The organism is Pseudomonas sp. B21-036 (genome assembly GCF_024748925.1).
GTDB lineage: Bacteria > Pseudomonadota > Gammaproteobacteria > Pseudomonadales > Pseudomonadaceae > Aquipseudomonas > Aquipseudomonas palmensis.
Genome location: NZ_CP087178.1, coordinates 2,412,063 through 2,434,500, shown reverse-complemented (window position 1 = coordinate 2,434,500; position 22,438 = coordinate 2,412,063). Strand labels below are relative to the sequence as shown.

The following is a 22,438-nucleotide window of genomic DNA, read 5'->3' as shown; positions in this document are numbered from 1 at the left end:
GATGCTGCGAAAAGATACCCACTTCGAAATCCATAACCTGAATGAGCCGAAACTGCTCAAGGTCATCACTCTGGATGAGTTCATCGAACAAGGCCTGGCTGTTTGTGCCGGAAGTGCTGAGTTCGGTGACCTGCTGCTTTGGCTGCCAAACGAAGAACGGCTACGGAGCCCGCATCTGCTCTCGTTACCAGTGGGTGGATTCCTGATCCCGGAGCCATTGATCGGCGACTTCGACAGCGCGCGGCCACACCTGCACACCCCTAAAGATGCGGATGTCGTGCAGCCCGGCGATGTCATTGCCATCACACCAGGCAACGCGATGGTGCGAGTGCTCTATCGACGAGGCTCAGACAGCAACCTGCTGTTCATGACCGATCGTTGCAACAGCCTCTGCCTGATGTGCTCGCAGCCGCCCAAAGATATCGATGACCGTTGGCACATCGAAGAGAACCTACGGCTGATCGACCTGATGGACCCGGGCGAGGAAAATCTGGGAATCAGCGGCGGAGAACCAACGCTTTATCGCGACGGCCTGCTCGAAATCCTGGCCAAGTGCAAAGCCGTCTTGCCGCAGAAATCCATTCATGTGCTCAGCAACGGGCGTCTGTTCCACGACACGAACTGGATCGCAGCGCTCTCTGCAATCGGCCACCCTCAGTTGAGCTGGGGCATCCCACTGTATGCCGACAATGCCGAAGACCATGACCATGTAGTGCAGGCTCCAGGCGCGTTCAGCGAAACCCTGCAAGGTCTTTACAATCTGGCGCGCGCCAACCAGATCATCGAGGTACGCGTGGTGCTCAACCGCCTGACCACGCCACGCTTGCCAGAACTCGCCCACTACGTGTTCAGGAACCTGCCCTTCGTGCGGCACGTTGCACTGATGGGTATCGAAAGTACCGGCCTGGCCAGGAAGAACTACGAAGAACTGTGGATTGACCCGCTGGACTATCAGGAATCATTGAGCCAGGCCGTGTATTTCCTGTTCAACCGCGGAGTGCCGGTTTCGATCTACAACTTGCCCCTGTGCCTGATCCCGGCACACCTCTCGCATTTCGCCCGCCAGAGCATCTCAGACTGGAAGAACCTGTTCATCGATACCTGCCAGCAATGCGCTGCGGTGAAACATTGCTCTGGCTTCTTCAAATCGCACACCGACCGCTGGCAGAGCCGCGGCATACAACTACTATCGACCGAGGCCTTTAGCGCCTATGCAAGGAGTGCACAGTGAAATTGCTCGACCGCTGGAAAGTCCTGATCAGTGGGATCAGTTTGCTGCCAATGGCAGGTACCACCCTGGCACAGGCAGGCCATCTGTCGCTCGCCGATGCGAACTGGCAACCCAACGACAAGCTACAGCCCCCAGTATTTGCCGATACGCTCAATGCGCCAGACACCGTCAACATCTATGCGGCACATCGCTCGCACAGTTCACACCGGTCCCACAGCTCGCACAGTTCTCACTACAGCGGCTCGGGTGGCTATAGCGCACCTCGCTACTACAGCCCACCCGCTACCAGCACCCGAAGCTACAGCGCGCCGAGTGCTTCGAGCGGCACGTCCAGCAGCAACAGCCTTTATCAGTCGACTGGCACTACCAGCGGGACTAGTTCGAGCACTTCAAAGAGCCGCGCGACCAATGAGCAGAAAAGCAACCTGGTCACCCGTGTGCAGACCGCGCTGATGGTGCGTCAGTATTACCAAGGCGCCATTGATGGGGTGATGGGCAAGGCGACACGTGGTGCGCTGATGGCCTTTCAGATGGACAGTGGGCTGACCGTGAATGGTCGGATGGATACGCCATCGCTGAATGCGTTGGGTATCAAGATTCCATAAGTCGCCTCAGGGCTAAAGCTAGCGTCCATTCAGCAACGAAGGAGTTATCCAATGCAGCACATCATTCAAGTCGACAACACTCTCTGGGCATTGATCAGCCGCCTACAAGGCAAGGAACTGCAAACACCGTCGCGTCGCGCCCGTTTCCGGATCACGACCGTTGATGCAAATCGTGTTGTGATTGAGACCGGATCGGAAGACTCGCAGTTGGCGCTGACTCGAGCAGCTTTTCAGCAAACGCTGGACTACCTCGCCGGTAACAATCATTTCGGCCAAGCACACGCTGTGCAAATCGGCTCCAATCACAACTACGAAGAAGCTGGCCCACTCTGCCGGGCGGCTCGTTATAGAGCAGAAGGCCAGCCGGGCCCTACCAACATCACCTACATTCTGCCGATTCTGGAGCAGTGCCAGGCAGTCGGCATCCGGTCAACCACCCCAAACAGCACTTGGCTGCTGCCCTGAACCGCTGCTGATATCTTTACAAGGACGCCAACATGTACGCCAAAATGGACACCTTCCGCCCCGGCAGTGCCGCTTCGTTCGATCAACCCTGCAAGGTTACGATCGACATCGAGTTTATCACCGTCTCCTATGACGACGCGGGGCAGACCTGGCAATACCGAGGCCAGGCAAAAGGCCCGGGGCATTACGAACTGCAAGCAGAAGGCTTCGACGGTAGAGCAACGCTGCACCGCTTCGAAGGCTCGAATGTGCTGGAAGGCACTTGGGTCGAAGACGGCGTACGCGGGATGTGGCGAATTGTCTGCCAGCCGATTGATTCGCCATTCGTGCCAACTAAATAAGCTGAACGCGTGGTGGCTTGAAGGGCCGCCACGGGGTCATCTGCCTGAGCTGGCAGAACAAGAGGTACTTAATCGCCCCGGACTCTCTAGACACTTTGCAAACTCATTTAAATTTTTCTGCCTGCCTAGAGCCTTGTCAAAAATGTTCTGTGCCCCCCCTGACAGCCTGCAACAGCCTCCTGCCGGCCTGCCACATCACGACAAGCCACAGACGGACCGCCAGTACCAGCTGGCAACCGAGCGACAGGATGCAGCCCCTCAAAGCTGCCGATGCAGTGAATCATCGACGCAACAGCACGCCATCAGCCCCCCCAATCAACCAGCACTCACCACATGCTTCAACTCCTGAAACGCTGCCAGCCCCCAGGGGCCGAGCTCGCGCCCGATGCTGCTCTGCTTGTACCCACCCCAGGCGGTCTGCGGGAAGATCACCTGAGGCGCATTGATCCAGACCATGCCGGCCTGCAAGGCATCCGCTACCCGGTTGGCCGCAACGCGGTCGCGGCCGACCACCGTGGCCACCAGGCCAAAATCACCCTGGTTGGCCAGCGCGATGGCCTCGGCTTCGGTGCCGAAACGGCGGATGCAGATCACCGGGCCGAAGATCTCCTCGTTCCACAAGCTGCTGTCCAGCGCCACGTCGGTGAACACCGTCGGCGCAACGTAGAACCCCTGCGCCAAGCCCTGCGGGCGCCCACCGCCGCACTCGAGCCGGGCGCCCGAAGCCAGCCCGCGCGCGATGTGCGCCAGCACACGCTCGTACTGGGCACGGTTGACCAGCGCACCCATCTGCACCCCGTCGACAAAGGGGTCGCCAACGGTGATCGCCTGGGCGCGGGCCCTGACCTTTGCCACGAAGGCGTCCGTCAGGTGCTCGGCGACCAGCACCCGGCTGGTGGCCGAGCACATCTGGCCGGCGTTGTAGAAGCCGCCGCCACAGGTCAGCTCGACCGCCAGCTCCAGGTCGGCATCCTCCAGCACGATCAACGCAGACTTGCCGCCCAGCTCCAGGCTGACACCCTTCACTGTCTCTGCCGCGCGCTGCATTACCTGAACCCCCACCGCGTTGCTGCCGGTGAAAGAGATCTTGGCCACCTGCGGGTGCGCCGACAAGGGTGCGCCCACGGCCAGGCCGGTACCACACACGATGTTCAACACGCCCGCCGGCAGGCCCGCCTCGAGAATGATCCGCGCCAGTGCAAGCTCCGGCAACGGCGTGACCTCCGATGGCTTGAGCACCACCGTGCACCCCGCCGCCAGGGCCGGCGCCAGTTTCCAGGCCGTGGTGACCATGGGGAAGTTCCACGGCACGATCAGCGCAACCACGCCACACGGCTCGCGGCGCAAGCGCGCGGCATAGTCGCTGGCAGGCAGCTCCACATCGCGGTCCTGCGCAGCGTCAAGGCCCTGGGCCAGGTCGGCGTAATAGTCAAAGGTGGCTATCACGTCGTCCACGTCCAGCCCCGCTTCGGCCAATGGCTTGCCGTTGTTGCGCGATTGCAGCGTCATCAGGGCTTGGCGGTTCTGCTGTATGCCCCGGGCAATGCGGCGCAACACCTGGGCACGCAACGCGCCAGTGCTGGTTGACCACTGCGCAAACGCTGCAGCGGCGCTTTGCACCGCAAGCTCGACGGTTTCAGCATTGCCCCCGCCTACCGTGGCGATCAGCGCCTCGGTGGAGGGGTTGATGACCTCGAGCGGCGGGCCGTCGGCGAACCATTGCTCGCCGATCAGCACGCCGGCGAGCACTTCGGATGAACATTCAGGAGGGAGCATCGTCATTCCTTCGCAAGCGGCTCAGAGGCCGGCCTGCAGCTTCTCGATGAACTGGCGGATCCGCTGGCAGGCGTCCAGCAGGTCCTTGTCGGCGACGGTGAACGACACCCGCACGAAGCCCGCGCAACTGGCGCCAAAGGCCTGGGCATCGAGCACCGAGACGCCGGTCTCGCGGAACAGCGCCCAGGCAAAATCGACGCCCGACAGGCCCGTGGCACGAATGTCCAGCAGCATGAACATGCCCGCCTCGGGCACCTTGCCCTTGATCAGCGGCACCCCGTCCAGCTCCCGGGCGATCAGGTCACGGCGGCGGGTGTAGAGTTCGCGGGCCGAGGCGACGATCTCATCGTCCAGCTCGATGGCCTTGAGCGCGGCTTCCTGAACAAAGCCCGGCAGACCGTAGAGCATGCACAGCAGCAGGTTGTCCAGGTGCTGGACAAGGCTCGTGGGCGCCACCACCCAGCCGACCCGCCAGCCGGTCATGGCGTGGGATTTGGACAGGCTGTTGAGCACCACCGTGCGCTCGGCCATGCCCTCCAGGCTGGCGATGCTGATGTGCGGCGCGTCGTAGGTCAGCTGGCAGTAGACCTCGTCCGAGATCACCCACAGGTCGTGACGCCGGGCCACCTGCGCCACCGCCTCCAGCTCCTCGCGGGTGTAGACGTTGCCGGTGGGATTGTTCGGCGTGGCCAGGGCGATGCCACGGGTGTTGGGGGTCAGTGCGGCTTCAAGCGCCTGGGCCGTGAGGCGAAAGTCTTTCTCGGCAGGCTGCTCGATGCACACCAGCCGCGCACCGGATGCCTGCACGCTGGCAGCGTAGGTCAGGTACATCGGCTCGGGCACCAGCACGTCATCGCCGCTTTCGAACAGGCACATGGCTGCGGCGTACAGGCCGTTCTGCGCACCGGCCACCAGCGCGACGTTCTCGGCGGCAACCGGTATGCCCAGCAGCTTGCGCTGCTTGGCCGCGATGGCTTCGCGCAGCTTTTCCCGGCCCACTACCGGGGTGTAGTGGGTATCGCCGGCCTTCAGGGCCTGGATCGCGGCCTCGCAGATCGCATCGTCCGTCGCGAAATCGGGGTCGCCGATGCTGAGGATGATCGCGTTCTCGCCCCGCTCCTGCGCCTGGCAGGCAGCATAGTGAATGTCCCATGCGGCTACGCTCTCGCCGCTGATGCGTTGAACCAGAGATGAATACTTCATTTGAATTCCTTGTGGCGTACAGACCGACGCCAATACGTTAGCCACTAGACTCGACGCTGCGAGGTGGTGCCCATCAACTTGAAGCTCTTTTCGATGATCAGGGCCAGGACGATGTAGGTGATCGCCACCAACAGCAGCGGCTCATAGACCCGCAGGGTCTGCGAACGCACGATGTTGGCGGCGCCGAGCAGGTCGGTAACCGCGACGGTGGAGGCCAGCGCCGTGGATTTGAGCAGCATCACGCTCTCCCCCGCCAGGGTCGGCCTGACCATCTGCAATGCCCGCGGCAACCACACCCTGCGCAGGATCTGCCCGCGGCGCATGCCATAGGCGCGTGCCGCTTCAAGCTCGCCCCTGGGTACGGCGCGCAGGCCACTGCGCAGCACTTCGCCCACATACGCCCCCACGCTCAAGGTCAGTGCAAGGGCCACATACCAGAACCCTTCGCGCAGGTAGGGCCACAACACCCCGCCCCTGATCAGCGGGTAGCTGGCCAGCACGCTGCCGACGCCGTAATACAGGATGTAGATCTGCACCAGCAGCGGCGTGCCGCGAATCACGCTGCTGACAAACCGGCAGGCGTTGGCCAGCACGACGCTGTTGGACAGGCGCCCCAGGGCCATCGCGATGGCCAGTACAAACCCGAAGCCTGCCGAGATGAGCAGCAACTGCACGGTCAGGCCGGCACCGCGCAGCAGTTCACTGGAAAAATCATTCAGCCAAGTCAAATCCATGATCGTCCCCTTATACGTTCCTGGGCATCCAGCGTTCGAAGCCGGCCTCGAACTTGCGGAACACCATGCTGGAAACCAGGGTGATGACGTAATAGAACGCCGCGACCACCAGGTAGAACAGCAGGTAGTGCTTGGTGCTGGCCGCCGCCTGACGCCCGGCGGTCAGCAGTTCGCTGTAGCCCACCACGCTGATCAGCGCACTTTCCTTGACCAGCACCAGCCACAGGTTCGACAGGCCCGCGATGGCGAACGGCAACATGCACGGCAGGATGATCCGGCTCAACAGCTTTGCCCGCGACATGCCGTAGGCCCTGCCGGCCTCCACCAGCCCCGCAGGAATGGCCTCGACGGCGCCGCGAATCACCTCACCCGAGTAGGCGCCCTGGACAATCCCCAGCACCACGACCGCAGCCAGAAAACCGTTGATCTCGACACTGGGCCGGCCCATCGCGGCCATCGCCAGGTTCAGCAGGTCGGTGCCTGCGTAGTACAGCAGCAGGATCAGCAGCAGTTCCGGCACGGCGCGGTACAGCGTGGTGTAGCAGTTGGCACAGGCGACCATCCAGCGTGGCCCCCTGAGCTTGATCAGCGCGACGAGCAGGCCGATGCACAGGCCCAGCGCGAAAGCCCCCAGGGAGATACCCAGGGTTTTCACCGCGCCCTGGGCCAGGGTTTGAATCCAGCCCTCGGCGAACAGCAGATTGGACATTTCAGAAATGGTCATACAGGCACCCGATCACCCGCGCAGGTTTCAACCGCCTCATTGGGCGGCTGTGACACTGGATTTGAAGTAGCGCGCACCGATGGCGTCGTAGGTGCCGTCTTCACGCACGGCCTTGAGCGCCTGGTTCAGCTTCTCGCGCAGGGCATCGTCGCCCTTGCGCACCGCCGCGCCGATGCCCTTGCCGAACAGCGGGTCGGCCGGCGCGATGCCCTTGCCGGCCAGCATCGCGTTGTCGGGCAGTGCCAGCATCGGCTCCACCGAGATCTTGTCGGCCAGCATGATGTCGATGCGGCCGCTGCGCAGGTCGGCCAGCAGGTCGTCCTGGTCGTTGTAGTAGCGGAGGGTCGAGCCTTTGCCGAAGTACTCCTTGACGTAGGCCGAATGGCTGGTCGAGCCCTGCACGCCAATGATCTTGCCCTTGAGCCCTTCCGGGGTGGGCGTCAGTTCCAGGGCGGCATCCCCGACCCACAGCGCGGGCGTCTCGATGTACGGGTCGCTGAAGTCCACCACCTGCTCGCGTTCGGGGGTGATGGACATCGAGTTCATGATGACGTCCACCTGCTTGGAGCGCAGCGCCGGAATCAGGCCGTCCCAGGCCATTCCCTTGAGCGAGCACTCGGCCTGCATGCGCTTGCACACTTCGCTGATCAGGTCAGGCTCGAAACCGCTCCACGCACCATTGCTGTTTCTGAAGGAAAACGGCGGGTAGGGTTCCTGGGAAATCGCGAACACCACCTTGTCCTGGGCGTGAGCGACATTGATCGCCCCGGCCAGCAGGAGCGAGTGCACGACAGCAACGAGTGTCTTTTTCATTTAACAGTCCTTATGCAGCTATTGTTTGGTTTTTGGCAGCGGACAATGCAGGGGCACGCCCCCGCGGATGAATAGTGTTGTTATGAGCGATTGTTCTGCGCCATCACGAACTGGCGGCACCGCTCGCTGTGCGGGTCGAGCATCACCTGTTGCGGTGGGCCCTGCTCTTCGATCTGGCCCTGGTGCAGGTACACGACCTGGGTGGAGACATCCCGCGCGAACGCCATCTCGTGGGTCACCAGGATCATCGTGCGGCCCTCCTGCGCGATGTCGCGGATCACCTTCAACACGTCGCCCACCAGCTCCGGGTCCAGCGCCGAGGTAGGTTCGTCGAACAGCATCACCTTGGGCCGTACCGCCAGTGCCCGCGCGATGGCGACCCGTTGCTGCTGGCCACCGGACAGAAACGAGGGGTAGTCGTGGCGCTTGTGGGCCAGCCCGACCTTCTCCAGCAACTGCTCGGCATGCGCGATCGCGTCCTGGCGCTTCTCACCCAGTACATGCACCGGGGCCTCGATCACGTTCTCCAGCACGGTGCGATGCGGCCACAGGTTGAAGTTCTGGAACACCATGCTCAGGGTCGCACGCAGCCGCTCGACCTGGCGCAGGTCGGCGATCTCGCGCACCCCGCCACGCCCCTGCCTGAACCTGACTTCCTCGTCGTTCACGCGCAGGCTGCCGGCGTTGGGAATCTCCAGCAGGTTGATGCAGCGCAGCAAGGTGCTCTTGCCCGAGCCGCTGGAACCGATCAGGGACACCACGTCCCCCTCATGGGCACGCAGGGAGATCCCTTTGAGGACGTGATGGTCGCCGTAGCTCTTGTGCAGGTCATCGATGGCGACGACGGGGGTCGACTGCACGCTTGGCAGCCCTTTTTCGTGGATCATGCTTCGATGTCCCATTGTTGTTGATCAACCCGACCGGACAGCCCCGTCAGGCAGGCAGAAAGTCCGAGGCGTTCAGTTCGATGACATGCGGCTCGCCGCTCTCCAGGCCTTGCAGCAGATCGCGCAACCCGTCCAGGCTGCCGGCGGTGTGGTACTGCACATGACAGGAGCGTGCGAACGCCGCGAAGTCCGGCGTGAGGATGTCCACGCCCAGGGGCGCAATGTCGCGCGCCGTCATGTAGTCGCGAATTTCGCCGTAGCACTGGTTGTTCCACAGCACCAGGATGACCCCGATGCCGTGCTCGCGCGCCGCGATCAGTTCGGCGCTCGAGAACTGCAAACCACCATCGCCCACCAGCGCCACCACGGCACGTTCAGGCAGGGCAACCTTGGCACCGATGGCCGCCGGGAGGCCGTAGCCCAGCGTTCCGTACCCGGTACCGGCGTTGAACCAGGTGCACGGGGCCGGTGCGCGGTAGCCCAGCGCGCCCTGGTACACCGGCTGCGTCGAATCGCCAACCAGGATCGGCGCCGGCAGGCTGTCGCGCAGCGTATCCAGCAGCGCCTGCATGGCCTGCTGCCTGCCGGTCCAGCTGCCGCGCTCGGCGGCATTGACCCGCGGCACGTTCAACGCGGCCCAGTCACTGTCTGCGGCCGCCCCGGGCAGCGCTGCGATCAGGGCCTGCAGCCCCAACCGTGCGTCGCCAAGCAGCCCGACGGCTGCGCGTTGCACGCCCAGGATCTGCATCGGGTCGATGTCCAGGCGAATCACCGGCACCTGCAGGGCCAGTGGCCCGAGGCCGAAGAAGTCGTAGTCGGTTTCGCCCAGCTCGGTGCCCACCGCCAGCACCACATCCGCCTGGGCGAAAAGTGCACGGCCATGGGCGGACGATTGCACGCCATCGAGCAGCAGCGGGTGCGCAGGCGGCAGGATGCCGCGTGCATTGGTGGTCAGCGCAACGGGAGCCTGGAGACGCTCGGCCAGTGCCCGCAGTGCATCACTGGCACCGCGCGCGCCGCCGCCGGCGAGAATCAGCGGCCGCCGTGCCGCGCCCAGCAGGGCGGCGGCCTGCTGTACAGCCGCCTCGGCAGGCGCGCTGGCCAGCGGCAATGCGCGAGGGCTCAGGTCCAGGCCATCGGCCGGCATTTCCAGCACATCCAGCGGGATCTCGATATGAACCGGGCGCGGCCGGGCGCAACCGAACAGCGCGAAGGCACGGGCAATCACCTCCGGCAGTTCCTGCGGGCGCTGCAGGGTATGGCTGAAGGCACACACGCCGGCCACCATCGCGCGCTGGTCAGGCAGCTCGTGCAGGTAACCGTGCCCCAGCCGCTGGTGCTCGCGACGGCTGGTGGTGGAAATCACCAGCATCGGCACCGAGTCGGCGTAGGCCTGGCCCATGGCGGTCAGAATGTTGGTCATGCCGGGGCCTGTGATGATGAAGCACACCCCCGGCTTGCCACTGGCTCGGGCATAGCCGTCCGCCATGAACCCTGCGCCCTGCTCGTGGCGAGGGCTGATATGGCGAAGCCGGCTACCGTGCAATCCGCGATACAACTCAACAGTGTGCACGCCCGGAATACCGAACACGGTGTCCACACCATAACCTTCAAGCAGTTTGACGAGCGCCTGAGCACAACTAGTCATTGGGTCTTCTCCTGTTATTTTTACCAGACCGCCGAGGCATTTTTCAGTAGATGCTGGGCAACCACAATCGAATTAAATTTGGCTGATTGTTGATATCTGCTCACCACTCCTGCCCCCTCCGCACAGGCCAGAAGGCCACTACCACCCACATTGCTGAACCTGCTAGAGGCCGTCGCCAACTCCGCTTCACCCATGATGTGAATAAAGCTTGTCATTTGTGTGGACAACGCACGCCTGGAAGCCTGCCTCGAGCGCCTCGGGGGCCAGGGTGCCGCGCTTGCCGATGCACACGAGCCGGGTGTGGGGCGTTTCATCGCCCCAGGCGCGGTCGGGCAGGATCTCGCAGCGGCTGCCGACCAGGTGCATGATGAACCGCTTGCCCGGCACTTCGGCGATGTGCAGCGTGCCCTTGGCCCGATAGATCGACGCCGGCAGCTGCGCCAGCGTCGCGCGCAGCGTGTCGAGTGCCATCGGTCTGTCGCTGGCGAAACTCCAGGACTCGAACACGCTGGCGTGATCTGCCGCGTGCCCGCCCAGGCTCGGCGCTGAGGCCGCCTTGACCGGCGTGAACGACGCCAGCGGGTTGCCGCGCCCCACGCCCAGCACCAGCTCCAGCGGCACATCGCCATACTGGCATTCGAGCATTCGCGCCCGGGGGTACAGCCAGCGGCTCTTGAGCGCCTCGATCTGGCTGCGTTCGACCCGGTCCACCTTGTTCAGCACGATGATGTCCGCCACGTCCAGCTGGTCCATGGCCAACTGCGCCATCTCGCCCTCGAGCTGCCCGAATTGCTCGGTGTCCACCACCGTGATGATGCTGTCGATCGACAGCGCATCGCGAAACTGCGGGTACTTCAGCGTGCGGGCGATCTTGCCCGGGCTCGACACCCCGCTCGCCTCGATCAGAATGTACTCCGGGCGGTTCTGCCGGTCGCCGAGCAGGCGCCCCAGTTGCTCGATCAGGTCGCTTTCAACCGTGCAGCAGATGCAGCCGTTGGCCAGGCTGAGGGTGGTCTGGGTCTGGCTGACGATCAGCTCGCTGTCGATGTTGATCGCGCCAAAGTCATTGACCATCACCGCCATGCGCAAGCCGTGATCGCTGCCCAGGATCTTGTTGAGCAGGGTGGTCTTGCCGGAGCCGAGAAACCCCGACACCAGCGTCACCGGAATGGGAGACTGCTTGTTCATCAAAACGGCCCGCCTCAGAAGTTGGGGAGTTCACGGCGCCAGGTGGCCGCGTGGGTGCCGGCATCGAACTCGCCGTTGCGGTCCCAGGTGATTTCACCTTCGAGCACGGTGATCTGCACCTGGGTGTTGTGGATGTTGCCCTTGGGCTCCACTTCGAACAGGTTGCGATCGAGCACGATCAGGTCGGCGGACTTGCCCGTCTCGATGGAGCCGGCCTTGTCCTCGATACCCATGCACCACGCCCCGTTGATGGTCATCACGCGCATGGCCTGCTCCAGGCTGATGGGCGAGCCGTAGAAACTGCCCTGCTCCTCGCCGAACGGGTTCTGCCGGGTGACCATGGCCTCGAAGCCGATCCAGGGGTTGATGCTGGACACCGGCCAGTCGGTGCCCATCACCGCGACGCCGCCATGCTCGAACACGCCCTTGAAGTTGTAGGCGCGCTGCATGCGGTCCTCGCCGAACACGGCGCGGGCGTTGGCGAACGATGAAGGGAACCAGCCCACCGGGGAGAACTCGGCGGTGACGTTGAGCGCGGCAAAACGCGGCAGGTTGGCATCCAGCAAAGTGGTGCTGTGCGCGCACTGGTGGCGCACGCCGTCGGGCCCGTTCTTGGCCCGCGCCATAGCCACGGCATCGAGGAACAGGTCGGAGGCGCCGTCACCGGTGCAATGGGCGATGACCCGGATACCCCGGCGGTCCATGTCCACCACCATGTCGGTGATGTGCTCGGGGGTCAGGTTGAGGTGGCCGCGCCAGCGCTCCTCGCCCGGCCATGCGCTGGACAGGTACGACGAGCGCGATTCGTGGGTGCCGTCGAAGTGGAACTTGACCGCATTGGCGTTGAGCCGTGCGCTGCGATAGAAGTGACGCTCACCCGCCAGCAGCTCCCAGCGACGCTTGACCGGGAAGATGTCGTCCTGCCAGCTGATCGCGGCCTCCACGCGCACCGACAGCTCGCCCGCCTGGTCGATGGCCTTGAGCGCATTGAGACGGTGCTCGCACACGTGCACATACTTGGTGCCCACCACCCCATGACCGCTCTGGAACCACACCCCTTCGCGATAGGCACGCTTCAGGGCGTGTTGCGGCGTGGGCGGCATGGCGGCGTGCATCAGTGCATAGGCACCGTCCACCAGGATGCCGGTCGGCTCGCCGGTGACGCTGTCGCGCTCGATGTAGCCGTGGCGCGGGTCGATGGTGTCGGCGTCGATCCCGGCGATCTCGAGCGCCCTGGAGTTGACCATCATGCAGCCCCAGGAGCGATCCAGGATCGCCACCGGGCGGTCCGGCAGCACGCTGTCCAGCCATTGCCGCGACGGCACCAGCCCGGCCTGCTTGAAGGTGTAGCGCACGAAGTACTGCCCATACACCCAGCCGTCGCCCGGGTGCTCGGCCGCATAGTCGAGAATGGCCTGGCGCACCTGCTCCGGGGTCGGATCGCTGACGCCGACTTCGAGGTAGCCGGAGTACCCGGGCGCAAGCTTGAGGTCCGGGTGGGTGTGCATGTCGTAGATACCCGGCATCACGAAACGGCCGTCCAGGTCCACCACCTGGGTGCGCGGGCCGACGAACGCCTTCGCCTCGTCGTTGCTGCCCACCGCGACGAAGCTGCCATTGCGAATGGCCACGGCTTCGGCCCAGGGGGCAGACTCATCGACCGTATAGATGCGGCCATTCAGAAACACCAGGTCGGCGGCGCCTTGGGGGCCGGGCACATGGCTGGAGCGGTAATCGGTCATCGCACTCATCGCAGGGAACACCTTTGCATGGCACCGCCGCGCGGCACCAGTCCAAGAAAACCAGGTTGGGTAAAAGGCGCCGCAGGCGCCGTCGCCGGTCGGCTATTCGTCGTCCCGGGCCGGAATCCACCACTCCTCGCCACGGGCGGTGCGGATGTATTCGGGCCAGCGGAAGTCATGCGGGACCTTGAAGTCCCGGGGCAGCAGCGGCGCCTGCCAGCGTGTGCCGCCAATGCCGCCGCCGGTACGCTCGGTGAATTCCTGGCGGGCGGCGGCCAGCAGCTCGGGCCGCGTGAGCAGGTCGATCAGGGTGGCACCGATGGTCTTGGCCGCCACCTGGATCATCGGGTCGATGGTCTGGCGGATGCCGCCCAGGGCATTGGGCACCCAGTCCGGGTAGGTGTAGCCAGGCGGTGCCGAGAGCATCGGGCGGGCCACCAGCAGGCGCACGGTCGGGCAATGCCAGGTGTATTCGGGGTAGTCGTCCGAGGTCAGGTGCTTTTGCCAGGCGGGCATCTGCTGGCGCAGCAGGCGCTCGCACTCCTGTGGGTCGATCAGGGTTTCGGTTTCGGGCAGAAACGGCCGGGCCATGGGTTCGAGCCCCAGGTTGCCCTGGATCTGCTGCGCGATGGCGATGGCCTCGTCGTCCCAGGTGGGGGCGCCGATGGCCTGCAGGTTGTCGTAGGTGGCCTGCGCCAGCACATGGTTGGGCAGCCCGCCACGGGACTTGCACACCCAGGTCTTGTTCCACTGGCAGCCGGTGGCCAGGGCGGCGGCGGCAGCGTTGTTGTCCATCACCTGGGAGATGGCCTCGGCCTGCTCGAGCGAGTCGCAGCGCGACAGGTACTGGATCTGCGCGATGTGCGGCGGCAGGTTGTCGGCCGTGGCCTGGCCGGCGGTGAGGATCGCCTCGTTGTAGCTCCACAGCCCGGTGAACGGCAACGTGGAGCGGCGCATGCTCTCGTTCAGGGTATAGAAGTGCACCAGCGCGTCGTTGGCCCCAGGCGCCCTGGCGGCCAGGTGGTTCTGCGGGATCGGGCTGTACTTGTCCGCTGCGATCCAGTCCTGGGGCGAATCGCAGGTGAAGGTATAGATGTAGGCGTAGGCGATGCCGCAGTGCGTATCCCAGGTAGTGGTGTTGTTCAGCGGCAGCATGTACGTGGGGTGGAAGCTGATGGCCGCGTCCAGGTCATCGTAATAGCCCTTGGCCGCGTGCACCGGCTTGGAGGCGCGCAGCTTTTCCGCCGGCTCGCCGAAGAATTTCAGCGTGCCCGCGAGGCCATGTTCGAGCATGGCGGCCTTGGCGGCCAGCAGGCCCCCCAGGGCACTGATGCCCAGCGCCGAATGAGGGTCGGTATGCCCCGGGGCGAAACGCGACAGCCCTTCGCGCGGCTGGCGCCGGGTGGTCGCCGCCTGGTTGTTGCCCGGCACCGCGTCGTACTCCGCGTAGGTCGCCAGCACAGGGCCGTCGCCGTTGCGAAACGTGGCACAGAAAGCGGTAGGCATGCCGCCGCTGCCCTCCTCCACCTCGAACCCTTGCCTGCGCAGCAGCTCGACGTACCAGGCGCAGGACTTGTACTCGCGAAAGGCCGGCTCGGCATAGTGCCAGATCACCTGGTGCCAGTCGGACAGGGTCGTTTGCTGTTGGTCCACCCAGTTCTGGGCAAAGGCCTTGGGCTCGATCATGCAGGGCATTCCTTATTGGTATGTGACCCCGCTGAGCGGCTCGGACCCGCAGGGCCTGCCTAGTATTGTTGAACCAGAAAATACGACAATCGATTTATTTCGCCATTAATGTTTATATTTGCTCAACAATAAGTCAGTGGAGCGCCCCATGCGTCTACCCTCGATGCCCGCGTTACGTGCCCTGGAAGCGGTTGCCCGGTTGGGCAGCGTGACTGCCGCGGCGCTTGAGCTCAACCTCACCCGCAGCGCCATCAGCCATCAGATCACGGGCATGGAGGACACCCTCGGCTTTGCCCTGACCGAGCGCCAGGGCCGGGGTATCTCGCTGACGTTTCGCGGCGAACGCTACGCCCGGGAGATCCAGCGCCTGCTGGCCAACCTGGAGGATGCAGGCCGGCGGGTCGATGACCAGGAGGTGTATGGCAAGTTGACCATCAGTTGCAGCTCGGGGTTTTCCACCTACTGGCTGTGCCATCACATCGGCGGCTTCGTGAAGGAATACCCCCAGGTCCAGTTGCACATGGTCACACCGACCACGGCGGATGATGTGAGCAACCACAACGCCGACCTGTTCATCTCCTACGGTATCGGCGACTGGCCTGGCATGCAGGTGGAACAGATAGCGGCGCTGAACTACTTTCCGGTCTGCAGCCCGCGGCTGATCAACGCCCTGGGCGGGCTCAAGACCCCGCAGGACCTGGCCGCGTTCCCATTGCTGCACATGAGCGACTACAGCGACTGGCGGGTGTGGCAGGCGGCGGCGAACACCCCGGAGCTGAACGTGGCCACCGGCATCCTGTTTTCCGATGCACATTGCGCACAGGCGGCGTGCATCGCGGCCCAGGGCGTTGCCATGGGCGACAACCTGTTGTGTGGCGACTCCATGGCCAAGGGGCTGCTGGTGCGCCCCTTCGATATCGTCATCCACTCGCACCGCGGCTACTACCTGGTCACCGACCTGCAGAAGTGCGAACGGCCCGCCGTGCGGGCCTTTACCAACTGGATCAAGAACCAGCTGCAGGCTTCGAGGCAGTCCTGGACGGCGCTCTAGGCCGTTGGCTCCGGCCTGCTGGCGCCGCCAGCCGCCGCCCTAGAAAATCCGCTCGCTCCTGGCGTAATGGGTTACCACCTCGATCAGCGCCTGGTGCGCAATCGCGTGATCGCACGTCGCCAGTGCCGCCTGCAGGCTGTTCATGTACTCGAGCAGCTGGCGCTGGTTGCGCAGGGCGAAGTCGTGCTCCAGCCCCTGATCCTCGTAGATGAGCACGTAGCTGCGGCAAAAGCCCGCGACCAGAAAGGCCGCGCCGGCCTGGAACGGCTGGTCACGGATGATGGCCTCACAGTCGGCGTTGGCCTGCTTGAACGAGTCGGTGCCCGGCAGCGCGGCGGCGAAGCGTTGCACCATTTCATGAAAATTCATCGTTGTTCGTACCTCTTGTTGCGCCACTAGGCAGGCGTGGCGCGGTTGAAGGAAAGTCGTTGCCCACGGACTGCACTGTTCACCGTGGCGCCGTCCCACACCCGTTCGCCATTGACGAACGTGGCGACGATGCTCGATGAGAACTCGGTACCGGCAAACGGCGTCCAGCCGCATTTGGACAGCACCTGGTCATTGCTCACCCGGTGCGGGCGCTGCGGGTCGACGAGCACCAGGTCGGCGGCGTAACCTTCGCGCAGGTAGCCCCGGCCACTGACCTGGAACAGCTGCGCCGGTGCGTGGCTGACTACCTCGACCAGGCGCTCCAGGCTCAGCTCCCCGCAGAAGACGCGCTCCAGGGCGGCCTGCAGCGCGTACTGCACCAACGGAATGCCTGACGGCGCCTTGGCGTAAGTGCTGCGCTTTTCTTCGAGCAGGTGCGGGGCATGGTCGGTCGCCAGCACGTCGAGCCGACCTTCGGCCAGCGCCTTGACGATGGCGTCGCGGTCGCTGGCCGACTTGATCGCCGGGTTGCACTTGATCAGAAAGCCCAGCCGCTCGTAGTCGTGATCGGTGAAGTGCAGAAAGTGCACGCAGGTTTCGGCGGTGATGCGCTTGCCGCTGAGGGGGCCGGGCTCGAACAGCTGCAGCTCTTCTGCCGTGGAGATGTGCAGCACATGCAGGCGCGTGCCGTGCTTGCGCGCCAGCTCGATGGCCAGCCGAGTGGACCTGATGCACGCCTGGCGCGAACGGATCAGCGGGTGCTCGCGGGCCGGAATGTCCTCGCCAAAGCGCGCCCTGGCCTTTTCCAGCTCGGCATTGATCATGGGCGTGTCTTCGCAATGGGTGATGATCGGCACCGGCGAAACCCGAAAGATCTCGTTCAATACCTCGGGGTCATCCACCAGCATGTTGCCGGTCGAGGCCCCCATGAACACCTTCAGCCCTGGCGTGCTGGCCGGGTCGATGGCGCGAATGGCGGCCAGGTTGTCGTTGCTTGCCCCCATGTAGAAGGCGTAGTTGACCACGCTCGATGCGGCGGCGATGGCGTACTTGGCTTCCAGGCTGGCCCGATCGAGCGCGGGCGGGTTGGTGTTGGGCATCTCCATGAAACTGGTGATGCCGCCCGCTGCACAGGCCCGCGACTCGCTGGCGATGTCCGCCTTGTGGGTCAGGCCGGGCTCCCTGAAGTGCACCTGATCGTCGATCATTCCCGGCAGCAGCCACAGGCCGTGCGCCTCGATCACGCCCTCCCCGGCAAGCGGCTGCAGGGCCTGCCCGATGCAGTCGATGCGGCCCTCGCGCAGCCGCACATCGGCCGCCCAGGTGCGGCCTTCATTCACCAGGGTCGCGTTGCGGATCAACCAGGCATTGCGGGGTACGCTCATGGTGTCAGCTCCAGTGTCGTGTGGTAGAGCACCTCGGTGGCCACCAGAAAGTCGTCCAGGGCCATGGCCTCGTGGGGGTTGTGCGAGCCGTGCTGGTTGCGGATGAACAGCATGGCGCTGGGGATGCCGACGTTGGCGAAAACCGCAGCGTCATGGCCGGCCCCGCTGGGGGTGAGCACGCCCTGCCAGCCTTGTTGGCGGGCCTGGCGCACCAGCGCCTCGACCCAGGGGGCGTGCATGGCCGCCGGGGCCGTGTCGATACGCAGGTCGAACTCGAAGCGAACCTGGCGGGCCTGCTCGATGGCCTTTGCCTCGTGCAGCGCAACCGCGTGAAAGGCCTCGAGCGTGGCCATGTCGAGGCTGCGCATCTCGAGGCTGAAGCTGACCTCGCCGGGAATACGCGAGACGGCATGGTGCGCCGCGTTGGTCCCCAGTGTGCCGACGGTAACCACCAGGTCTCGCCCGGCGGCGAGGTACTCACGCCAGCATTGGTCGATGCGGGCCACCAGCTCGCTCACGGCAAACACGGCGTCGTGGCGGTCCTCCCGAGCCACGGCGCCCGAATGGCCATCTTCGCCCAGGCAGCGAACCTGGTTATGGCGCAGGTTGCCGCGGATGCCGGGCACGATCCCCACGGCCTGCCCCATGCGCTCCAGCGACTGCGCCTGCTCGATATGCACTTCCAGATAGCCGGCAAACTGGGTGCGATCGACCAGCCACTGCTGACGGCCAATCGCTGTCAGGTCGGCCCCCACGGCCTGCATGGCCTGGCCCAGGGTGCGCTGGCTGAAGCGGTTGGTCAGTTGCAGGTCGTGCTCGCTCAACCCGCCGACCAGCGCACGCGAACCGATGTACGACTTGCCGTACCAGGCGCTCTCCTCGCCACGCAGCCCGATGACCCGCACCGGCTGCGCCGTGGCCACGCCCTCGCGGTCGAGCCGGCACAGGCACAGCAGGCCCGCCACAACGCCGGCCAGGCCGTCGTAGTTGCCGCCCTGGGGCACCGAGTCCAGGTGCGAGCCGTACCACAGTGCGGGCTGGCCATTGTCGCTCTTGCGCGTGAAGATCACGTTGCCCGCACGGTCGGTTGCCACCTCCAGCCCCTGGGTCAAGGCGAAGTCGCTCAGGCAGGCGATGGCGTCACTCTCGCCGGGGCCGTAGCTTTCGCGGGTGATCCCCTCCTGGGCATCGCGTGACAAGGCGGCGATGGTGTCGAACAGTCTGGCGGCCTGTTCAGGCCATTGCGCGATCATGGCAAGGCTCCAAACGGCTCGGCGGGCAAATCGTCGAGGGCGCCGATCAGGGTGCTGATCGAGGCAACGCCCTTGCGCCGGCAATAGGCCTCCAGTTCAGACACCATGGTGTTCATGGTTTTCGGGTGCAGGAAGGTGGCCGTACCCACTTGCACCGCCGAGGCGCCGGCATAGATGAACTCCAGCGCATCGTCGGCCGTGGCAATGCCACCGCAGCCAATCACCGGAATTTCCAGCGCCTGGGCGCATTGATAGGTCAGGCGCACCATCAGCGGGCGGATGGCGGCGCCGGATATGCCGCCCATGAAGTTGCCCAGCCGCGCGCGGCCTCGCTCGATGTCCACCGACAACCCGAGCAGCGTGTTGCCCACCACGACGGCATCGGCCCCGGCCTCCTGCGCAGCCAGGGCAACCGGCACCACCTCGCCGGCATTGGGGGTCAGCTTGACCCACAGCGGCAACGAGGTGACCTGGCGCATCAGCTCCACCACGTCGCGGGTACTTTCAGCCTGCATGCCGAACGACTGGCCATGCGCTTCCAGGTTGGGGCACGAGATATTGGCCTCGATGCCGGCCACGCCTGGCACATCGCTCAGCCGCGCCGCCAGGTCGGCAAAGCCCTGGGCCGTGGGCGCCGAAATGCTCACGATCAACGGCGCGTCGTAGTCGCGGTAGAACGGCACCACCTTGTCGATGAACAGCTGCGCGCCTTTGCTGGGAATGCCGATGGCATTCATCATCCCGTCGTTCAGCTCGCAGACCCGCGGCATCGGGTTGCCGCTGCGCTTTTCGGTGGTGATGGTCTTGGTCACCAGTGCACCCAGCTGGTTGAAGTCCAGCAGGTGGGCAAGCTCTTCGGCAAAGGTGCCCGATGCCGGCATCACCGGGTTCTTCAGGCGCAACCCGCCGACCTGTACGCTCAGATTGATCATCACACCACCTCCGCCAGGTCGAATACAGGGCCTTCGAGGCATACCCGCTTGCCCACCCTGAGCCCGTCCACCTCGAACACCTCGACGCAGCACTGGCACATGCCCAGGCCGCACACCATCTGTTGCTCCAGCGCTACCTGGCCCACCAGGCCGAGCTCGGCGCTCAGCTTCTTCAGCAACTGGGTCAGCCGCCTGGAGCCACACGTGAACAGCGCATCGGTGCCTTCATGGGCGATGATCTGGCGCAGCAGCGGTTCGAGCCGTTCGGGCGAGCTGCTGCCATCCTCATCCAGCACCACCCGCACGTCGGCCCCCAGCGAGGCGAAGCGCTCGCGCGAAAGCAGGCTCTTCTCGCTGCGGGCACTCAGCACTGCGGTCAGGCGGATGCCCAGCCGATGCGCCGCTTCGGCCAGCGGCGCCAGGGTGGCCAGCCCCACGCCCCGGGCCACGATGATCATGTGCTGCCACCCCGGCTGCAGGTCGAAGCCCTTGCCCAGCGGGCCTAGGATCTCCACGGTCTGCGCCTGGCCAAGCGTCTCCAGGCCATAGGTGCCCTTGCCGGTCACCTTGTACAGAAACTCCACCTGGCCCGTGGCCGGGTCGGCCTTGTAGGTGCTCATGGGGCGACGGAAGTACGGCTTGTGCTCGCCTTCACTCGGGCACAGCAGGTTGAAGAACTGCCCCGGAAGCGACTGGCTGGCGGCGCCGTCGGCCTGTAGCACCAGGCGCTTGTATTCATCGTTGACCCATTGGTTGGAAATCACGACCGCCAAGGTGTCGTCTGGGGGAGTCAGGGCACTCGCCTGGCAGCAGCCGGAAATCACGTTCATTGAGGTGGCCTCGCATTTGTCTAAATTTTTATACAGCACGGTCAAAATTAAATGCCGCCTCAGTGATGAAGCGGCAGATGAAGCGGTGTTTCAGCGATTGCGTAAGCTGACTGTACTGCAGCTCGGTGTTTCTGTCTAATTTTTGATACGAATAAGCCAGGGCAAATTCATAACCATCCCGCCGGGCTAGGCCGGCTGCGGCTTCGGCACGTCGTGGGCCTGGCAGGCGGGAAGCAGCAACACCGTCGCGAGCATCGCCACCCCATACAACGAGGCAAGCAGCATGATGGCCGCCGAGAACGAATAGTGCAGCGCTACGGCGCCCACCAACAGCGGCCCGAAGCCACCGGCGGCCCTGCCCACGTTGAACAGCACGTTCTGCGCCGTGGCACGGATCTGCGCGGGGTACAGATCGGAGATCAATGCGCCGTAGCCACCGATCATGCCGTTGACGAAGATGCCCATGATCGCGCCGGCAAACAGCATGACCGTGGGGTTGTCGAGGTTGGCATAGGCGATGACCATGAACGCTGCGCCGGCCTGATACAGCAGGAACATGCGCTTGCGTCCGAAACGGTCGGCCAGGTGCCCGAACAGCCAGATACCGAACGCCATGCCCAGCACCGTCACTGCGGTCCAGGTTCCGGAGGCCATCAGCGAGAAGCCGAACTTGTTCGACAGGTAGCTGGGCATCCAGATCATCAGCCCGTAGTAGCCGAAGTTCTGCACCGAGGTGAGCACCATCACCCCCAGGCTCGCCTTGCTGGTCTGCCGGTCCTTGAACAGGTCGGTGAAGCGCCGTGCGAAAGGCACCGGGTCGGCTGCGGCCTTCACGAATTCTGCCGGCTCGCTCATGGTATGGCGAACCACGAGCGAGACGAACGCCGGCAGCAACCCGACCAGGAACATGCCGCGCCAGCCGATGTAGGGCAGCAGCAATGGCGTGAGCAATGCAGCGGCGAGCACGCCGGCCTGCCACCCCATGCCCACATAGGAAGAAGCACGATTGCGCCGGTTGGCCGGCCAGGTTTCGGCGATCAGTGCCATGCCGATGCCGAACTCCCCGCCCAGGCCGAACCCGGCCAGGGTTCGATAGATCAGCAGGTCCCAGTAGCCCTGGGCGAATGCGCACAGCCCGGTGAATATCGAGAAGGTGAGGATGCACAGGGTCAGCATGCGTACCCGGCCATAGCGGTCGCTCAGTTGGCCGAAGATCAGCCCCCCGGCCACGGCGCCCAGCAACGTCCATGTCACCAGCGAGCCAGCCTCCGAGGAACTCAGACCGAGACCGATGGTGATCGCCGGCAGCATGAACCCGAGAATCAGCAGGTCGAAACCGTCCATCGCATAGCCGGTCACGCTGGCTATCAGGGCCTTCTTGGGTGACGCGTCCTTCTTCGGACGCTTTTCGGAAGAAGCCATCTTGGTTTACCTCTTGTTTTTGTATGGTTTTTTAGACAGCTGACGCCTGAACCCGCCCAGGATCGCCGCCGGTCCGCCCGTGCAAGGCTTCACAAAGCGTACTGCCAGCCTGCGCGATTGTCTAAATATTTAGATTGCGGGCTCGCAAAAAAA

General features: G+C 64.4%; 21 protein-coding genes. 5 read left to right on the top strand and 16 right to left on the bottom strand.

Annotation, left to right across the window (positions count from 1 at the left end; all coding sequences use genetic code 11):
* Position 1 precedes the first annotated feature (1 nt).
* The 4 genes from hxsC to LOY33_RS10850 are packed head-to-tail and all read left to right on the top strand — an operon-like array spanning position 2 to position 2,642.
* On the top strand, positions 2-1,231 hold the full coding sequence (gene hxsC, locus LOY33_RS10865; protein WP_258662610.1) for a His-Xaa-Ser system radical SAM maturase HxsC: 1,230 nt from the start codon (positions 2-4) through the stop codon (positions 1,229-1,231).
* Positions 1,228-1,836 carry a His-Xaa-Ser repeat protein HxsA gene (gene hxsA / locus LOY33_RS10860; protein WP_054914382.1) on the top strand — a complete coding sequence of 203 codons (609 nt, stop codon included), beginning with the start codon at positions 1,228-1,230 and terminating at the stop codon, positions 1,834-1,836. Before hxsC ends, hxsA begins: the two co-directional genes overlap by 4 nt.
* A 51-nt stretch (positions 1,837-1,887) precedes the next feature.
* On the top strand, positions 1,888-2,301 hold the full coding sequence (locus LOY33_RS10855; protein ID WP_054914381.1) for a hypothetical protein: 414 nt from the start codon (positions 1,888-1,890) through the stop codon (positions 2,299-2,301).
* Between the two features lie 32 nt (positions 2,302-2,333).
* The gene (locus tag LOY33_RS10850; protein ID WP_054914380.1) at positions 2,334-2,642 is read left to right on the top strand and encodes a hypothetical protein; all 309 of its coding nucleotides are present in this window, start codon (positions 2,334-2,336) and stop codon (positions 2,640-2,642) included.
* 315 nt (positions 2,643-2,957) lie between these two features.
* Here LOY33_RS10850 and LOY33_RS10845 read toward each other — a convergent pair whose 3' ends face one another.
* The 10 genes from LOY33_RS10845 to LOY33_RS10800 form a co-directional block, all read right to left on the bottom strand.
* On the bottom strand, positions 2,958-4,418 hold the full coding sequence (locus LOY33_RS10845) for an aldehyde dehydrogenase family protein (RefSeq protein ID WP_258662607.1): 1,461 nt from the start codon (positions 4,416-4,418) through the stop codon (positions 2,958-2,960).
* Between the two features lie 21 nt (positions 4,419-4,439).
* On the bottom strand, positions 4,440-5,621 hold the full coding sequence (locus LOY33_RS10840; RefSeq protein ID WP_043864003.1) for a pyridoxal phosphate-dependent aminotransferase: 1,182 nt from the start codon (positions 5,619-5,621) through the stop codon (positions 4,440-4,442).
* A gap of 44 nt (positions 5,622-5,665) precedes the next feature.
* Complete coding sequence (locus LOY33_RS10835; protein ID WP_043864004.1) at positions 5,666-6,355, bottom strand: ABC transporter permease; 690 nt, start codon at positions 6,353-6,355, stop codon at positions 5,666-5,668.
* 10 nt (positions 6,356-6,365) lie between these two features.
* Entirely contained in the window at positions 6,366-7,079 is a 714-nt protein-coding gene (locus LOY33_RS10830) for an ABC transporter permease (RefSeq protein ID WP_043864005.1), read from the bottom strand.
* A 36-nt stretch (positions 7,080-7,115) separates the two neighbouring features.
* Positions 7,116-7,892 carry a transporter substrate-binding domain-containing protein gene (locus tag LOY33_RS10825; RefSeq protein ID WP_116053755.1) on the bottom strand — a complete coding sequence of 259 codons (777 nt, stop codon included), beginning with the start codon at positions 7,890-7,892 and terminating at the stop codon, positions 7,116-7,118.
* Between the two features lie 80 nt (positions 7,893-7,972).
* Positions 7,973-8,779, bottom strand: a complete 807-nt coding sequence (locus LOY33_RS10820; protein WP_054914376.1) for an ABC transporter ATP-binding protein — start codon at positions 8,777-8,779, stop codon at positions 7,973-7,975.
* 46 nt (positions 8,780-8,825) lie between these two features.
* Positions 8,826-10,427, bottom strand: a complete 1,602-nt coding sequence (locus tag LOY33_RS10815; protein WP_258662604.1) for a 5-guanidino-2-oxopentanoate decarboxylase — start codon at positions 10,425-10,427, stop codon at positions 8,826-8,828.
* A 186-nt stretch (positions 10,428-10,613) separates the two neighbouring features.
* Positions 10,614-11,615 carry a GTP-binding protein gene (locus tag LOY33_RS10810; RefSeq protein ID WP_100632656.1) on the bottom strand — a complete coding sequence of 334 codons (1,002 nt, stop codon included), beginning with the start codon at positions 11,613-11,615 and terminating at the stop codon, positions 10,614-10,616.
* Positions 11,616-11,629: 14 nt separating this feature from the next.
* Positions 11,630-13,366 carry an amidohydrolase gene (locus LOY33_RS10805; RefSeq protein ID WP_043864009.1) on the bottom strand — a complete coding sequence of 579 codons (1,737 nt, stop codon included), beginning with the start codon at positions 13,364-13,366 and terminating at the stop codon, positions 11,630-11,632.
* A gap of 93 nt (positions 13,367-13,459) precedes the next feature.
* Positions 13,460-15,043, bottom strand: coding sequence for an amidohydrolase (locus LOY33_RS10800; protein WP_210014135.1), 1,584 nt, complete (start codon positions 15,041-15,043; stop codon positions 13,460-13,462).
* A gap of 148 nt (positions 15,044-15,191) precedes the next feature.
* Between LOY33_RS10800 and LOY33_RS10795 the strand changes: the two genes are divergently transcribed.
* The gene (locus LOY33_RS10795) at positions 15,192-16,094 is read left to right on the top strand and encodes a LysR substrate-binding domain-containing protein (protein ID WP_058540305.1); all 903 of its coding nucleotides are present in this window, start codon (positions 15,192-15,194) and stop codon (positions 16,092-16,094) included.
* Positions 16,095-16,133: 39 nt separating this feature from the next.
* Here LOY33_RS10795 and LOY33_RS10790 read toward each other — a convergent pair whose 3' ends face one another.
* From LOY33_RS10790 to LOY33_RS10765, 6 genes are all read right to left on the bottom strand, one after another.
* Complete coding sequence (locus LOY33_RS10790; RefSeq protein WP_054914373.1) at positions 16,134-16,463, bottom strand: hypothetical protein; 330 nt, start codon at positions 16,461-16,463, stop codon at positions 16,134-16,136.
* Positions 16,464-16,489: 26 nt separating this feature from the next.
* Positions 16,490-17,848, bottom strand: coding sequence for a dihydroorotase (locus tag LOY33_RS10785; protein WP_258662603.1), 1,359 nt, complete (start codon positions 17,846-17,848; stop codon positions 16,490-16,492).
* Positions 17,845-19,101, bottom strand: a complete 1,257-nt coding sequence (locus tag LOY33_RS10780; protein ID WP_258662600.1) for a Zn-dependent hydrolase — start codon at positions 19,099-19,101, stop codon at positions 17,845-17,847. The genes LOY33_RS10785 and LOY33_RS10780 overlap by 4 nt, the downstream gene beginning before the upstream one ends.
* Positions 19,098-20,033, bottom strand: coding sequence for a dihydroorotate dehydrogenase (locus LOY33_RS10775; RefSeq protein WP_043864015.1), 936 nt, complete (start codon positions 20,031-20,033; stop codon positions 19,098-19,100). The genes LOY33_RS10780 and LOY33_RS10775 overlap by 4 nt, the downstream gene beginning before the upstream one ends.
* Positions 20,033-20,863 (bottom strand): dihydroorotate dehydrogenase electron transfer subunit, encoded by an 831-nt coding sequence (locus LOY33_RS10770; protein WP_229590188.1) that lies wholly within the window; start codon positions 20,861-20,863, stop codon positions 20,033-20,035. The genes LOY33_RS10775 and LOY33_RS10770 overlap by 1 nt, the downstream gene beginning before the upstream one ends.
* Positions 20,864-21,049: 186 nt before the next feature.
* The gene (locus tag LOY33_RS10765; protein ID WP_258662597.1) at positions 21,050-22,285 is read right to left on the bottom strand and encodes an MFS transporter; all 1,236 of its coding nucleotides are present in this window, start codon (positions 22,283-22,285) and stop codon (positions 21,050-21,052) included.
* Positions 22,286-22,438 lie beyond the last annotated feature (153 nt).